Raw genomic sequence first — 14,945 nt, 5'->3', positions numbered from 1 at the left:
GGGCGGCTTGCGTCCGCCCTGAGCTGTCCCGGCGGCATCCGCGCAGGTAGCGTCCGGCTATGGACAGCGGCACGGACAGCAGACTCGCCACCCAGGGCGCCGGCATCACCGTTCAGCGGGCGCTGGAGCTGCCCGGGCTGCGCAGCGGGCTGCCCGAGGTGCTCGCGGGCGCGGACCGGCTGCAGCGCACCGTGCGCTGGGTGCATGCGGGCGAGGTGCCCAACATCGCCTCGCTGCTCAAGGGCGGCGAGCTGCTGCTGACCACCGGCTACGGGCTCGGCACCCGCCCGGCCGACCAGCGCGTGTTCGTCCGCACCCTGGCCGAACGCGGTATCGCCGCCCTCGTCGTCGAGCTGGGCCCGCGCTTCACCCGGCTGCCCGCGGCCCTCGTCGACACGGCACGCGCGGCCGGTCTGCCGCTGGTCCAGCTGCACCGCGAGGTGCCCTTCGTGACGGTCACCGAGGAGATCCACACCGAGATCGTCAACGGCCACTACGCGCTGCTCCAGCGGGCCGAGGAGGTGCACCGCCGCTGTACGGAGGCCCTGCTCGGCGGCGGCGGGGTGCCCCAGGTGCTGGGCATCCTGGCCGGCTTCGGCGGCAACCCGGTCTTCCTGGAGACACCCGACGGCCAGCTCCTGTACGCCGCCGGGGAGGGCCCCCAGGGCGCGGACCCGCTCCAGGTGTGGGAGGGGCTGCGCGGCCAGCACAAGGACGCTCCGCCGTCCGGCTCCGTGCTGGTGGACGTGCCCGGGGGCGGCCCGGGGACCGGTTCGGTGCGGGCACGGCTGGTGCTGCTGCCCGTACGGGCCCCGCTGGGGCCGGTCCACCGGATGGCGGCCGAGCGGGCCGCGGGCATCCTCGCCGTGGTGCTGATGCAGGCCCGGCAGGAGGAGGAACTGGCGGCACGCGGGCGCGGCGACTTCCTCACCGACCTCGCCGAGGGCCGGATCACCGCCGAGGACGCGCCCGCGCAGGCGCGCGTGCTGGGCTTCAAGCCCGGCACCAGTCCGCTGCTGCCGGTCGTCATGCGGCTCGGGGACGCCCTGTCGCCCGGGGGCGGCTGGGCGGTGCTGGCGCGTGCCGTCTCCGAGGAACTGGCCTCGGTGGGGGTGCCGGTGCTGCTGGGCGTACGGCCCGTGGAGGGCCGTGTCCTCGTCCTGCTGGGCCTGCGGTCGGAGTCGGAGCGGCCGGCGGTCGCGGACCGCGTGGCGGCGGCGCTGCGGGCCGGGGTGGAGCGGGCCGGCATGCAGCGGCCGGGGGCGCAGCCGCCGGTCGTGGTCGTGGGCGTCGCGGGCGGCTGGGCGGCGGCGTCGGCGGGGCTGCGGCACGCGGCGGAGACGGCGACGGCGGCGCAGGGCCTGACGGACCGCCCCTGGTACGACGCCCGCCGCCTCGACATCGACCTCCTGCTGTGGCGGCTGCGGGGCCACCCCGACCTCGCGGCCTTCGTCGACCGCGCGATCGGCCCCCTGCGCGAGCACGACGACCGCTCCCGGCCGCCCCTGCTGCCCACCCTGGAGACGTACCTGGCGCACGCGGGCCGCAAGGCGGAAACGGCCCGCGAACTCCACCTCAACCGGCAGACGCTCTACAACCGCCTCGCCCGCATCGGCGAGTTGCTCGGCACGGACCTCGAAGACCCGCAGACCGTACTGGCGTTGAGCCTGGCGCTCAGAGCGCGCCGGCACGTGTCCTAGATCCCTAAATGAGGGGCCGGGGCTGCGTCAACTCGTCGTAGACGCTCAGTACCTGGGCGACCGTCTCGTCCTCGGTCGGCCAGGTGGCGGCCTGCCGGGTGCCCCTGTCCTTCAGGAGTTCGCGTCGGACGGGGTCGGTGAGGAGCCGGGTGACGGCGTCGGCGAGGGCCTTCGCGTCGCCGTACGGGACGAGTTCCGCGGCGTCGCCGACGAGTTCGGGGACGCCCCCGACGCGGGTCGCGACGAGCGGCACACGCGCATGCAGGGCTTCCTGCGCGAGCACGGAGCGGGACTCCCAACTGCTGGGCAGCAGCGCCACATCGGCGGCGGTGAGCAGTTCGCTCGCGTCGTCGCGCCGCCCGAGGAGCCGTACGGGCAGTTCCTCGTCCTCGATACGGCGCTGCAGCATGCCCCGCAGCGGGCCTTCGCCGGCGATGACGACGAGCGGCACGGGGTCGAGGCGGCACCAGGCGCGGGTGGCGTCCAGGAGGGTCTCGTAACCGCGGTGCCGGTCGAGCGAACCGACGGCCATCAGCAAGGGGCGCCCGGTGGCGCCGAGTTCGGCCCGGATCTTGGAGCCGAGCCGCTCCGGGTCGTCGTGCTCGGCGGTGCCGCGGCGGCCGGGCAGCGCCACGGCCGCGAGCCGTGCGTCGCGCGCTCCGGTCCGGCGGGCGCGGTCCACGAGGTCCGAGGTCGTACCGAGCACCACGGTGGCCGCCTTCACCACCCGCCGCTCCAGCAGACGCAGCAGATGTGCCCGGGCCCCCTCGGCCCGCGCGTGGTTGTGCCAGGTGACGACCAGCGGGGTGCGGCGTCCGCTGAGCGCGAGGGCGGCGCGGAAGGAGGCGTGCAGTCCATGGGCGTGCACCAGGTCGGCGTTCCTGCAGGCCTCCCGCAGCACGGCCACGGACCCCGGGTCGCTGCTGCGGGGTACGTGCACGTGTTCGGCGCCGGTGCCCGTGAAGTCGTAGAGGTGATCGGCCTCGACGGGGGCGCACACCGTCACCCGCACGCCCCTCGCAACGAGCCCGGAGGCCAGCGAGCGCACATGCGCGCTGCTGCCGGCGTTGCCGCCGCCCAGCACCTGCACGGTGCGCAGCGACGACTGACCGTGCGGCGTAGGGCTGCTGACGGGGCTCACGTGGCCGGGGCTCCTGGTTCGGCGTCGGGCGGTCACGAAGAAGGTACAGAAGGACCGGGCGGTGGGGGTGTACCGCGCTGTTTCCTCCACGTACCAACTCAAGGATGCCAGCACGTACGGGTGTTCCGGCACCGCGGAGGCGCCGGGCAACGCCCGGAGACCGGGGCCGGGTCACTCACACGAGTGAGAAGGGGGCGTTCCGCGACGGACCGGTGGAGGGTTGGTGCGCGCGGACGGCACAGCCGCCCCTGGCGTACCACCGGCCTCAGCGACCGCCCGCCAGCCCCAACGGCCGCCCACGGACCGCGTGATGAGACTCACCCCCACCGGCTCCTACACGTCCGCGCGAGCCGTGGCCAGCAGTTCCTCCGCATGGGCCCGGGCCGTCTCCGAGTTCTCCTGCCCGGCGAGCATCCGGGACAGCTCCCGGACCCGCTCCTCGCCCTCCAGCACCTTCACGCCGGAACGGGTCACGGACCCGTCGTTGGTCTTCTCGACCAGCAACTGCCGGTCGGCGAAGGCGGCGACCTGCGGGAGATGGGTCACGACGACGACCTGGGCGGTCTTGGCGAGCCTGGCCAGTCGCCGCCCGATCTCGACGGCCGCCTTGCCGCCGACACCGGCGTCGACCTCGTCGAAGAGGTACGTCGGCACCGGATCCGTCCCCGCGAAGACGACCTCGACGGCGAGCATCACGCGCGAGAGCTCACCACCGGACGCCCCCTTGGCGATGGGCCGCGGCGGCGCCCCCGGATGCGGGGCGAGCAGCAGCTCCACCTCGTCGGCACCGGACGGCCCGTAGGCGACCGCGCGCCCGCCGACCTCCACGCCCTCGGGGTCCTCGGTCTGCCGGATCTCGAACGACACGCGCGCGTGCGGCATGGCGAGCGAGGCCAGCTCCGCGGTCACGGCCGCGGCGAACCGCTCGGCGGCCTCCGCCCGCGCGTCCGTCAACGCCTGTGCCAGCCCGCCCAGTTCGGAACGCAGCGCGTCCCGCTCCGCGGTGAGCTCGTCGATCCGCTCGTCGTCACCGTCCAGCTCGGTCAGCCGTGCCGCGCTCCGCTCGGCCCACGCCAGCACGGCGTTGACGTCCTCGCCGTACTTCCGGGTCAACCCGGTGAGCGCGGCCCGCCGTTCCTCAACCGCCGCCAGCCGCAGGGGATCCGCGTCCAGGTCGTCGGCGTAGCCCGCCAACTCCCCGGCCACGTCGCCCAGGAGGATCCCGATCTCCCCGATGCGGTCGGCGAGCGCGGACAGCGCGGGGTCGTGCGACCGCACGGCGTCCAGTGCCCGCTGTGCCCCCGCGACGAGCGTGGCGGCGTCGATACCCTCGGGGTCCTCGGGATTCCCGGCGAGGGCGGCATGCGCGGCCGTGGCGGCGGACGACAGCGCCTCCGCGTGCCCGAGCCGCTCCGCCTCCTCGGCCAGCTCGACGTCCTCCCCGGCCCGCGGCTCTACGCCGGCGATCTCCTCGAGGCCGTAGCGCAGCATGTCGGCCTCCTGGGCCCGCTCACGCGCGCGCGTGACGATCTCCTCCAGTTCGACGGAGACGGCCCGCAGCCGGCGATAGGCCTCGCCGTACTTGGCCAGCGGCCCGGCCACGGCCTCACCGGCGTACCGGTCGAGCGCCTGCCGCTGCCGGGACAGCTTCAGCAGTCCCTGCTGGTCGGTCTGTCCGTGCACGGCCACCAGGTCGTCGGCGAGGTCGGCGAGCAGCCCCACCGGCACGCTCCGCCCGCCCACATGCGCCCGCGACCGCCCCTCGGCGGAAACGGTACGGCTGATCAACAGGGCCCCGTCGTCGAGCTCGGCCCCGGCCTCCTCGGCCCGCACCACGGCGGAGGCATCCGCGGGCACGGTGATCCGGCCCTCGACGACGGCCTTCTCGGCCCCGATCCGCACCAACGCCGCGTCCGCCCGGCCGCCGAGCAACAGCCCGAGACTGGTGACGACCATGGTCTTGCCCGCACCCGTCTCACCGGTGACGGCGGTGAACCCGGGCGACAGCTCGACGACCGCGTCGTCGATGACGCCGAGCGACCGTATCCGCATCTCTTCCAGCACGGCTACGACCTTACGAGGTAGGGACGGAGATACGCGAGGCACCCTGTCACTCGGGCGAGTGGATGTCCCGGGGGGTCAGTGCGGCGCTCCCCGCCATCCGGAGACCGGCAGCGCGAACTTCGCCACCAGCCGGTCGGTGAAGGACGCGTGATGCAGTCGGGCCAGCCGCACCGGCACCGCACCCCGCCGCACCTCCACCCGCGCCCCCGGTGGCAGCTCGAACGTCCGCCGCCCGTCGCACCACAGCACACCCGGCGGAATGTGGGGCAGCAGCTCGACGGCGAGCACGGAGTTCGGCGAGGTCACCAGCGGCTTCGCGAACAGCGCGTGCGCGGAGATCGGCACCATCAGCAGCGCCTCGACCTCGGGCCACACCACGGGCCCGCCCGCCGAGAACGCGTAGGCGGTCGACCCGGTGGGCGTGGACAGCACGATGCCGTCGCAGCCGAACCCCGTGACCGGCCGCCCGTCGATCTCGAGGACGACCTCGAGCAGCTTCTCGGCCCCGGCCTTCTGCACGGCCGCCTCGTTGAGCGCCCAGTCGGTGTGGACGATGTCCCCGTTGCGGTGAACGACGACGTCGACGGTCATCCGCTCCTCGACCTCGTACGACTTCGACACCACCCGGTCGACGACCTTGTCGAGATCATCCCGCTCGGCCTCCGCGAGGAACCCCACGCTCCCGAGGTTGACGCCCAGCATCGGCACCCCGGACGCGCGAGCGAACTCCGCACCCCGCAGCAGCGTCCCGTCACCGCCGAGCACGATCAGCAGCTCGCACCCCTCGAGGCACTGGGCGGTGGCCTCCTTGACCAGCTCCACCTCCTCCGGCAGCGGCAGGTCGGCGGCCTCGTACTCCAGGACGCGTACCCCGATCCCCTCGCGCAGCAGCCCCTTCACGACCAGCTCGGCGCTGCGGATGGCCGCCGGCCGTCCGGTGTGGGCGAGCAGGAAAACCGTTCGAGCTCGGTTCTGTGTCAACGCGGCCCCTCCGCAACTGCACGATCGACATCGGCCGGGTCCAGTTCGGGTGCTCCGGCCCGCAGCCACAGAAAGTACTCGACGTTCCCGGAGGGTCCGGGCAGCGGACTGGCGGTGACACCCTTCACCCCGAGTCCGAGTTCCCACGCCTTGTGGGCCACACCCCGTACCGCCTCCGCCCGCAACTGCGGACTCCGTACCACTCCCCCGCTACCCAGCCGTTCCTTCCCCACCTCGAACTGCGGCTTGACCATCATCACCAGATCGGCATCCGGCTTCACACACCGCACCAGGGCGGGCAGTACCAGGCCGAGCGGGATGAAGGACAGATCCCCCACGACAAGATCCACAGGCTCCCCATCGATCGCTTCGAGCGTCAACTCGCGTACGTTCGTACGGTCCTTGACGGTGACGCGTTCATCGCTCTGCAGAGTCCACGCGAGTTGTCCGTAGCCGACGTCGACGGCAACTACGTGCGCGGCCCCCGAGCGCAGCAGCACATCCGTGAAACCGCCGGTGGAGGCGCCGGCGTCCAGCGCCCGCCGCCCCTCGACGACGAGCCCCCGCGGCACGAACGCCTGTAGGGCGCCCGCGAGCTTGTGCCCGCCGCGCGAGACGTAGTCGGGGTCGTTGTCGTCGGCCGCGACGACGATCGCCGCGGCGGTCTCCACCTGGGTGGCCGGCTTGGTCGCGACGGTCTTGCCGACGGTGACCCGCCCGGCCGCGATCAGCTGCCCGGCGTGGTCACGCGAGCGCGCGAGCTTGCGGCGCACCAACTCCGCGTCCAGACGGCGACGTGCAACTCCTGCCACGTTCGGTTCAGCTCCTGTTGCCATACGAGGGTGAAGGCCCCCTCGTGCCGTACGACGGTGAGGGCGCCGGAGGTCCCGGTCGGGCGTCGAGCGCGGTCAGCGCGTCGCGCAGCCCCCGGTGTACATCCTCGTACACCTCGAGATGTCCGTCCGTGGCGAGGTGGTCGGCGTCACCGAGCCGCTCCAGCTGGGCGTCGACCTCGGCGTTGCCGGTCGGGGTGCGGGGCACGTTCAGCGGGGCGGGGGCGGCGGGGTCGTACGCGGGCTCGTCCACCGGCTCGGGCGGTTCCTGCGGGCCGTCGCCCTCCGGCAGTGTGTCGCTCATGCCCAGACGCTACCCCGAAGCCCTGGGGTACCGTCGATCCCGATGGCCACGATCGAGGAGTGCCGCGCCGCACTCGAGAAGCTCTCGGACAACATGCAGCACGCCGAGGGGGACGTCCGCACAGCGGCGGCCCTGGACCGCTCGGTGAGCTGCCGGATCACCGACCTCGACATCACCTTCGTCGGCCGGATGACCGGCGGCCGGATCGTCGTCCAGGACACGATCCAGGGCTCTCCGACGGAGAGCGCCCAGATCAGACTCACCATGAAGGGCGACGACCTGGTGGCCCTGGTCAACGGCGAGCTGAACTTCGCCAAGGCGTGGGGCTCGGGCCGGGTGAAGCTGGAGGCGGGCCTGCGCGACCTGTTCCAGCTCAGGAAGCTCCTGTAGCCGCTGCCTCAGGAAGCTTCTGCAGCCACCACGCGCGCGCGGGCCGTGCGCGCCGCCGGGACCACCAGCGGGGTGCCCGTTTCCGGGTCGTCGATCACCTGGCAGCGCAGCCCGAAGACCTTCTCCACCAACTCGGCCGTGACGATGTCCTTCGGCGCGCCCTCGGCGACGACCGTCCCCTCGCGCAGCGCGATCAGATGCGTGGCGTAGCGGGCGGCGTGGTTGAGGTCGTGCAGCACGGCGACCAGCGTCCGCCCGTGCTCCTCGTGCAGCTCGGCGCACAGGTCGAGCACGTCGATCTGGTGCTGGATGTCGAGGTAGGTCGTCGGCTCGTCGAGCAGCAGCAGCGGGGTCTGCTGGGCGAGCGCCATGGCGATCCACACCCGCTGCCGCTGCCCGCCGGACAGCTCGTCCACGTACCGCTCGGCGAGCTCGGCGACCCCGGTCCGCGCCATGGACTCCTGGACGACCCGCTCGTCCTCGGCGGACCACTGGCGCAGGAGGCCCTGGTGCGGGTAGCGGCCGCGGCCGACCAGGTCGGCGACAGTGATCCCGTCGGGCGCGATCGACGACTGCGGCAGCAGACCCAGCGTGCGGGCGACCTTCTTCGCCGGCATCGACTGGATGACCTGCCCGTCGAGGAGCACCCGGCCCTGACTGGGCCTGAGCATCCGCGACAGCGCCCGCAGCAGCGTGGACTTTCCGCAGGCGTTCGGGCCGACGATCACCGTGAAGGAGTTGTCGGGGATCTCCACCGAGAGCTGCTCGGCGATGACCCGCTGGTCGTAGGCCAGGGTGACGTTCTCGGCGGACAGGCGGTTCACGGTGCTCCTTGGGGTGTACGGGTTCGCCGAGCCGCTCATATCCGGCCCGCCTTGCGCTCGGTGACCAGCAGCCACAGCAGGTAGACGCCGCCGAGGACACCGGTGACCACGCCCACGGGCAGCTGGTCGGCGCCGAAGAGACGCTGGGAGGCCCAGTCGGCGGTGACCAGGAGGGCGGCGCCCATGCACAGGGACGGCAGCAGGTTGGGGCCGGGCGAGCGGGTCAGCCGGCGGGCGAGCTGCGGGGCGGTGAGGGCGACGAAGCTGACGGGGCCGGCCGCGGCGGTGGCCGTGGCGACGAGCAGGACGGCCGCCACCATCAGCAGCGCCCGCACGCGCTCGACGCGCACGCCGAGGGCGTTCGAGACGTCGTCGCCCATCTCCATCATCCGCAGCCCGCGGGCGTTGGCGAGGACGAGCGGCACGAGCACCGCGCACAGCGCGAGCAGCGGCCAGACCTGGTCCCAGTCCCGGCCGTTGAGCGAACCGGTCATCCACACGACCGCGCGGGCCGCGTCGACCAGGTCGGAGACGGTGAGCAGATAGCCGTTGACCGCCGTGACGACCGCGGAGACGCCGATGCCCACCAGGACCAGCCGGTACCCATGCACGCCCCGCTTCCAGGCGAGCAGATAGATGGCCAGCCCGGTCACCAGGCCGCCCACGAGCGCGCCCAGCGTGACCTGGGCCGCGCTCCCGGAGAACAGCACGATCATGGTGAGGGCCCCGGCGGTCGCCCCCTGCCCGAGGCCGAGGACGTCCGGGCTGCCCAGCGGATTGCGGGTGACGGCCTGGAACAGCGCCCCGCCGAGCCCGAGGGAGGCACCGACCAGCAGACCGACCAGGACCCGGGGCAGTCGCAGCTCCCTGGCGATGAACTCCTGGCCCGCGTTGCCGTCGCCGAGCAGCGTCCTCACCACGTCGCCGGCCGGGATCGGGAAGTCGCCGGTGCCGATGAGCACGACGCTCGCGGCGAGCGCGGCGAGCAGCAGCAGGACGACGACGGTGACGGCACGCATGTCCAGGCGCAGCGAGAGGCCGCCGGGGGTCCGCAGGACTCGGGTGGTCTTCACAGCTGCGCCGTCCTCCGCCGTCGCACCAGAAAGATGAAGACCGGCCCGCCGATGAGCGCGGTGACGACACCGACCTGCAGCTCGGAGGGGCGGGCGACGATCCGGCCGATCACGTCGGCGCCGAGCAGCAGGACGGGGGACAGGATGGTGGCGTACGGCAGGATCCAGCGCAGGTCGGGACCGGTGAAGGACCGTACGACGTGCGGGACCATCAGCCCCACGAACGCGATCGGCCCGCAGGCGGCGGTCGCCGCGCCGCACAGCACGGTCGCGGCGAGCATGGACAGCGCCCGGGTGCGGTTGAGGTTGGCGCCGAGGGCCTTGGCAGTGTCGTCGCCCATGGCCACGGCGTTGAGCGGCCGGGCGAGCCCAAGGGCGAGGAGTGTGCCGGCCGCGAGGAACGGCAGCACCTGGAGGATCGTCGAGTCGGTCGCCGAGGACAGCGAACCCACCGTCCAGAAGCGCATCTTGCCGAGCGCGGCGTCGTCGGTGATCATCACGGCCTGCAGATAGCCGTACAGGGCCGCGCTGATGGCGGTACCGGCGAGGGCGAGCCGCACCGGGGTAGCACCCCGGCTGCCGCCGAGGAACCACACCAGCGCGCCGACCGCGGCCGCGCCGACGAAGGCGAACCAGACGTAGCCGCTCAGGCTGGTGACCCCGAAGTACGTGATCGCCGTGACGACCGCGGCCGAGGCGCCCGCGTTGATGCCGAGCAGCCCCGGATCGGCCAGCGGATTGCGGGTGAGCGCCTGGAGCACCGCGCCGGAGAGGCCGAGCGCGGCGCCGGCGAGCAGCCCGAGGACCGTCCGCGACAGCCGCTCGTCGACCACGACGTCGCCGTAGGTGCCCGTGTCCTGGAACAGCCCGTGCCAGACCTGTTCCGGGGAGAGCCCCTTCGCACCGATCGCGATGCTCGCCAGCGCGACGAGCACCAGGACGGCGACGGACACGAGCAGCCCAAAGGCACGTACCGCCCGGCGGGTCGGGGGCGCGGGGGCGGTCTCCGCGCACTGTTCGGGAGGACTGTCGACCAACACGAGGTTAGGTTAGCCTACCCTCGCATCGGCGCTCGATCCCCGGTGCTGAGAACTGGAACCCGGCGCTGAAAACTCGATCCCCGGTGTTCAGAACCCCAGCCGTGCCAGCGCCTTCCCCGTCTCCAGCTCGCACACACCCTCACCGGCCACCGTCCAGGCGGCGGCACAGAGCGCCCGCAGCCCGTCCAACGGCTCTCCGTCACCGTCCAGTTCCAGCCGCTCGGCACCCGCCGTCGCGGTCCAGCCGCCGCACCGGAAGCCCTCTCCCGCCTCGCCGACCTCCGGCTGTCCCGTGAGGAGCCCGCGCAGGTCGGCGTCGACGTACGTCGGCCGGTGCTGCGGGGGCGCGGCGAGCAGTTGGGCGCCGTCCGTGACGCCGGTGAGGACGAGCAGCGAGTCGACCTCGCCGTTGAACGCCCCCTCGATGTCCGTGTCCAGCCGGTCCCCGACCACCAACGGCCGCTCGGCGCCGGTACGGAGGATGGTCTCGCGGTGCATCGGGGGCAACGGTTTGCCCGCGACCTGGGGTTCGGCGCCGGTCGCTATCCGCACGACCTCCACGGCCGCGCCGTTGCCGGGCGCGATCCCGCGGGCGCTCGGAATCGTCAGGTCGGTGTTGGAGGCGTACCAGGGCACCCCGCGCGCGATGGCGTAACAGGCCTCGGCGAACCGCCCCCACGGCAACTCGGGCCCGCCGTACCCCTGCACGACCGCCACCGGCTCGTCCTCCGCCGACTCCACGGGCTGAAGCCCCCGCTCCCGCAACGCGACCCGCAGCCCCTCACCGCCGATCACCAGGACCCGGCTCCCCTCCGGCACCTGCTCGCTGATCAGCCGCGCGACCGCCTGGGCCGACGTGATGACGTCGTCGGCGCCCGTCGGGATCCCCAGCTCGGTCAGGTGCCCGGCCACGGTGTCCGGGGTACGCAGCGCGTTGTTGGTGACGTACGCGAGATGCATCCCGCCCTCGCGGGCCGCGGCCAGCGACTCGACCGCGTGCGCGATGGCGTGGCCCCCGGCGTACACCACCCCGTCGAGGTCGAGCAGCGCGGTGTCGTACGCCTTGCTCAGGGCCTGCCCACTGCCCTCGGGCCTCGTCCTGACGCTCTGGCTCATTCCGCATCGCTCCTCGTTCGACGGCTTTCCCCCGATCATCCCGCACGCCACTGACACACGTACGATGCCGGGATGAACACTGCAGGTCACCCGGAAGCAACGGCGCGCCGAGGCCTGGAACTCACCCCGTTCCGAGGACTGCGGTACGACCCCGACCGGGTCGGCAGCCTGGCCGCCGTGACATCCCCGCCCTACGACGTCGTCGTACGCCCCGACGGCCTGCACCACCTGCAGGATTCCGACCCGCACAACATCGTCCGCCTGATCCTCCCGCAGGCCCCGACCCCGCACGCCCGCAACGAACAGGCCTCGGACACCCTGCGCCGCTGGCTCGACGAGGGCGTCCTGACCACCGACCCCGAACCGGGCCTGTACGTCTACGAACAGCGCCACGACGACGGCATGCTGCAACGCGGCATCATCGGCGCCCTGCGCGTCTCCGACCCGTCGGACGGTGTGGTCCTGCCCCATGAGGACGTCATGCCGCATGTGGTCGCCGACCGTGCGGCCCTGATGCGCGCCACCTCCGCGAACCTCGAGCCCCTGCTGCTGACCTACCGCGGCAACGGCTCGTCGGCCGCCACCAGCGAGATCGTGGAACGCGTCGCCGGTCGCCCACCCCTGCTCTCCACCACCACGGAGGACGGCTACAGTCACCGCCTCTGGTCGGTCACCGACCCCTCCGACCTGACCCGCATACAGACCGAACTGGCTGGGCACCAGGCCCTGATCGCCGACGGCCACCACCGCTGGGCGACCTACCGCCGGCTCCGCACCGAGCACCCCTCCCCCAGTCCCTGGGACTACGGCCTCGTCCTCCTGGTCGACACCGCCCGCTACCCCCTCCGCGTCCGCGCCATCCACCGCCTCCTGCACGGCCTGCCGGTCGCGGACGCGCTGGAGGCCGTGGAAGGCCTGTTCCGGGTACGACGTCTCGACGTCCCCCTGTCACAAGCCCTGGAGGCCCTCGCCGACGCGGCCAGCGCGGGCAACGCCTTCCTGCTGGCGGGAGACGGCGCCTTCCACCTGCTGGACCGCCCCGACCCGGCCCTCCTGGCCCGCACGATCCCGGTCGGCCGCCCGGCGGCCTGGCGCACCCTGGACGCCACCGTCCTGCACGCCACCCTCCTCGACCACGTCTGGCACATCCCCGAGGACTCCCCCGCCCACATCGCCTACATCCACGACACGGCCGCCACGGTCGCGAAGGCGGAACGCGACGGCGGTACGGCGGTCCTGATGCACCCGGTCCGCGAGGAGGTCGTCCGCGACCTGGCCCGCCAGGGCGTGACCATGCCCCGCAAGTCGACGTCCTTCGGCCCGAAGCCGGCGTCGGGTCTGGTGCTGCGGGCACTGGACCTCTGACCGGGCCGACACAGAAGACACAAAAGAGGGGCGGAGCCGTATGGCCCCGCCCCTCGTCGTCACAGACCGACTGCGTCAGTCCTTGTCGTCCTCGTCGTCCTTGTCCTCGATGTCGACGTCTTCGAGGTCAACGTCGTCACCATTGGTACCGTCGCTCTCGTCGAAGGCGTCGACGAACTCGACCCCGTCCATCTCGGCGAGCCGGTCCGAAGCGTCCGTGCTGCCGTCCCGGTCGGCCTCGACGGCCTTGGCGAACCACTCCCGCGCCTCACCCTCACGACCGGCGGCGAGCAGCGCGTCGGCGTAGGCGTAACGCAGCCGCGCGGTCCACGGCTGAACGGAGTTGGAGGCCAGCTCGGGGCTCTGCAGCGTCACGATCGCCGCGTCCAGCTGCCCCAGGTCACGCCGGGCGCCGGCCGCGACCAGCCGCATCTCGACCTGCCCGGCCTTGTCGAGCTTGTGCACCTCGGGCGCCCCGGCCATGTCCAGCGCCTTCTCGGGCCGCCCAAGGCCACGCTCGCAGTCCGCCATCAGCGGCCACAGCTCCGCGCTGCCGGTCATCCGCCGCGCGGCCCGGAACTCGGCGAGCGCCTCGGCGTACTTCTGGTTCGCGTACGCGGCGAACCCGGCCGCCTCCCGTACGGCGGCCACGCGCGAGGCGAGCCGCAGGGCGACCTTGGAGTAGCCGTACGCGCCCTCGGGGTCCTCGTCGATGAGCCGGGCGACCATCACCAGGTTCTTGGCGACATCCTCAGCGAGCGTCTTGGGCAGACTCTGCAGCTCCTGCCGAACGTCCTTGTCGATCTCCTCGCCGGTGACGTCCTCGGGGATCGGCAGCCGCTTGATCGGCTCCCGGTCGCCGCGGTCCCGGTCGCGGTCATCGCGGAAACGGCCTCCGCCCTGCCGGTCGTCCCGCCCGCGGAAGCCCCCGGGGCGCCCACCGCGGTCGTCACGGCGGGGGCCACCACGTCCACCGCGGTCGTCACGCTGATACGCGGGGCGGGAACCACCACGGTCACCGTCTCGCCGGTCGTCCCGACGACCGTAGCCACCACCGCGGTTGTCATCGCGGCGGAACCCGCCCCGGTCGCTGTCACGCCGCTCGCCCCGGTCGTCACGCCGGAAGGAAGGACGCTCGCCCCGGTCGTCACGGCGGAAGGAGGGGCGCTCGCCCCGGTCGCCGCGATCGTCACGGCGGAAGGAGGGGCGCTCGCCTCGGTCGCCGCGATCGTCACGGCGGAAGCCGCCGCGGTCACGGTCACGGTCGTCGCGACGCGGGCCACGATCACGGTCACGATCGTCACGCTGGAAGGCCGGCCGGGGACCACGGTCACCGTCACGCCGGTCGTCCCGACGACCGTAACCGCCACCGCGATTGTCATCCCGCCGGCCATCACGACGGTCGTCGCGCCGGTCGTCGCGCCGGTCGTCGCGGCGGAAACCGCCACGGTTGTCATCACGGCGGAACCCACCGCGGTCGCTGTCACGCCGCTCGCCCCGGTCGTCACGCCGGAAGGAAGGACGCTCACCCCGGTCGCCTCGATCTCCGCGATCGTCACGGCGGAAGGACGGGCGCTCGCCCCGGTCGCCGCGATCGTCACGGCGGAAGCCGCCGCGGTCACGGTCACGGTCGTCGCGACGCGGGCCACGATCACGGTCACGATCGTCACGCTGGAAGGCCGGCCGCGGGCCGCGGTCACCGTCACGCCGGTCGTCCCGACGACCGTAACCGCCACCGCGATTGTCATCCCGCCGGCCATCACGACGATCGTCACGCCGGTCGTCACGGCGGTCGTCACGGCGGAAACCGCCACGGTCACCCTGACCAGCGCGGTTGCCGCGGTAACCGCCACGGTCACCGCGGTCACCACTGTCCCGTCGCCGCTGGTCGCGCTCCGGTCGGTCGTCGGGAGAGTTGGTGGACATGGTGACTCCTGTCTTCGGTACCGCAAGCATTGTAAAAACGAAAGGACCCCTGGTCCCAGCTGAACGCTGGGACCAGGGGTCCTTCCAAAGATTGTTCGGCGGCGTCCTACTCTCCCACAGGGTCCCCCCTGCAGTACCATCGGCGCTGTAAGGCTTAGCTTCCGGGTTCGAAATGTAACCGGGCGTTT

Annotated in this window: 13 protein-coding genes and 1 rRNA gene; 3 read left to right on the top strand and 11 right to left on the bottom strand. The window is 72.9% G+C overall.

All coding sequences use genetic code 11. From position 1 onward, the window contains the following. Positions 1-59: 59 nt before the first annotated feature. A complete protein-coding gene (locus ABZZ74_RS27620; RefSeq protein ID WP_356769335.1) occupies positions 60-1,700 on the top strand; it encodes a PucR family transcriptional regulator in 1,641 nt (546 codons plus the stop codon). A 4-nt stretch (positions 1,701-1,704) separates the two neighbouring features. Here ABZZ74_RS27620 and ABZZ74_RS27615 read toward each other — a convergent pair whose 3' ends face one another. The 5 genes from ABZZ74_RS27615 to ABZZ74_RS27595 all read right to left on the bottom strand — a co-directional run bounded on the left by ABZZ74_RS27615 (position 1,705) and on the right by ABZZ74_RS27595 (position 7,023). Next, a complete protein-coding gene (locus ABZZ74_RS27615; RefSeq protein WP_356769333.1) occupies positions 1,705-2,841 on the bottom strand; it encodes a glycosyltransferase family 4 protein in 1,137 nt (378 codons plus the stop codon). A gap of 333 nt (positions 2,842-3,174) precedes the next feature. Further along, positions 3,175-4,893, bottom strand: coding sequence for a DNA repair protein RecN (gene recN, locus ABZZ74_RS27610; RefSeq protein ID WP_356769537.1), 1,719 nt, complete (start codon positions 4,891-4,893; stop codon positions 3,175-3,177). An 87-nt stretch (positions 4,894-4,980) separates the two neighbouring features. Beyond that, complete coding sequence (locus ABZZ74_RS27605; protein WP_133047303.1) at positions 4,981-5,886, bottom strand: NAD kinase; 906 nt, start codon at positions 5,884-5,886, stop codon at positions 4,981-4,983. Beyond that, entirely contained in the window at positions 5,883-6,698 is an 816-nt protein-coding gene (locus ABZZ74_RS27600; protein WP_356769331.1) for a TlyA family RNA methyltransferase, read from the bottom strand. The genes ABZZ74_RS27605 and ABZZ74_RS27600 overlap by 4 nt, the downstream gene beginning before the upstream one ends. A gap of 7 nt (positions 6,699-6,705) precedes the next feature. Beyond that, positions 6,706-7,023, bottom strand: coding sequence for a hypothetical protein (locus ABZZ74_RS27595; protein ID WP_356769329.1), 318 nt, complete (start codon positions 7,021-7,023; stop codon positions 6,706-6,708). A 42-nt stretch (positions 7,024-7,065) separates the two neighbouring features. Between ABZZ74_RS27595 and ABZZ74_RS27590 the strand changes: the two genes are divergently transcribed. Next, a complete protein-coding gene (locus ABZZ74_RS27590; protein WP_356769327.1) occupies positions 7,066-7,413 on the top strand; it encodes an SCP2 sterol-binding domain-containing protein in 348 nt (115 codons plus the stop codon). Between the two features lie 8 nt (positions 7,414-7,421). On the opposite strand, the gene ABZZ74_RS27585 is transcribed toward ABZZ74_RS27590, so the two are convergent. From ABZZ74_RS27585 to ABZZ74_RS27570, 4 genes are all read right to left on the bottom strand, one after another. Further along, a complete protein-coding gene (locus ABZZ74_RS27585) occupies positions 7,422-8,276 on the bottom strand; it encodes an ABC transporter ATP-binding protein (RefSeq protein WP_356769325.1) in 855 nt (284 codons plus the stop codon). Continuing rightward, positions 8,273-9,310 (bottom strand): iron chelate uptake ABC transporter family permease subunit, encoded by a 1,038-nt coding sequence (locus tag ABZZ74_RS27580; protein ID WP_356769323.1) that lies wholly within the window; start codon positions 9,308-9,310, stop codon positions 8,273-8,275. The genes ABZZ74_RS27585 and ABZZ74_RS27580 overlap by 4 nt, the downstream gene beginning before the upstream one ends. Continuing rightward, positions 9,307-10,350, bottom strand: coding sequence for an iron chelate uptake ABC transporter family permease subunit (locus ABZZ74_RS27575; RefSeq protein WP_356769321.1), 1,044 nt, complete (start codon positions 10,348-10,350; stop codon positions 9,307-9,309). Before ABZZ74_RS27575 ends, ABZZ74_RS27580 begins: the two co-directional genes overlap by 4 nt. Positions 10,351-10,437: 87 nt before the next feature. Continuing rightward, positions 10,438-11,466, bottom strand: coding sequence for an HAD hydrolase-like protein (locus ABZZ74_RS27570; RefSeq protein WP_356769319.1), 1,029 nt, complete (start codon positions 11,464-11,466; stop codon positions 10,438-10,440). 72 nt (positions 11,467-11,538) lie between these two features. On the opposite strand from ABZZ74_RS27570, the gene ABZZ74_RS27565 reads away from it, so the two are divergent. Further along, entirely contained in the window at positions 11,539-12,831 is a 1,293-nt protein-coding gene (locus ABZZ74_RS27565) for a DUF1015 domain-containing protein (RefSeq protein ID WP_356769317.1), read from the top strand. A 75-nt stretch (positions 12,832-12,906) separates the two neighbouring features. Here ABZZ74_RS27565 and ABZZ74_RS27560 read toward each other — a convergent pair whose 3' ends face one another. Next, positions 12,907-13,668, bottom strand: a complete 762-nt coding sequence (locus ABZZ74_RS27560) for a hypothetical protein (protein WP_356769535.1) — start codon at positions 13,666-13,668, stop codon at positions 12,907-12,909. 1,182 nt (positions 13,669-14,850) lie between these two features. Continuing rightward, positions 14,851-14,945 (bottom strand): 5S ribosomal RNA (rrf, locus tag ABZZ74_RS27555); the annotation flags it as partial.

Origin of the sequence: Streptomyces sp. NPDC006476, assembly GCF_040612015.1 — a bacterium.
Taxonomy (GTDB): Bacteria; Actinomycetota; Actinomycetes; order Streptomycetales; family Streptomycetaceae; genus Streptomyces; species Streptomyces griseorubiginosus_B.
This window is presented reverse-complemented; position numbering and strand designations above follow the sequence as displayed.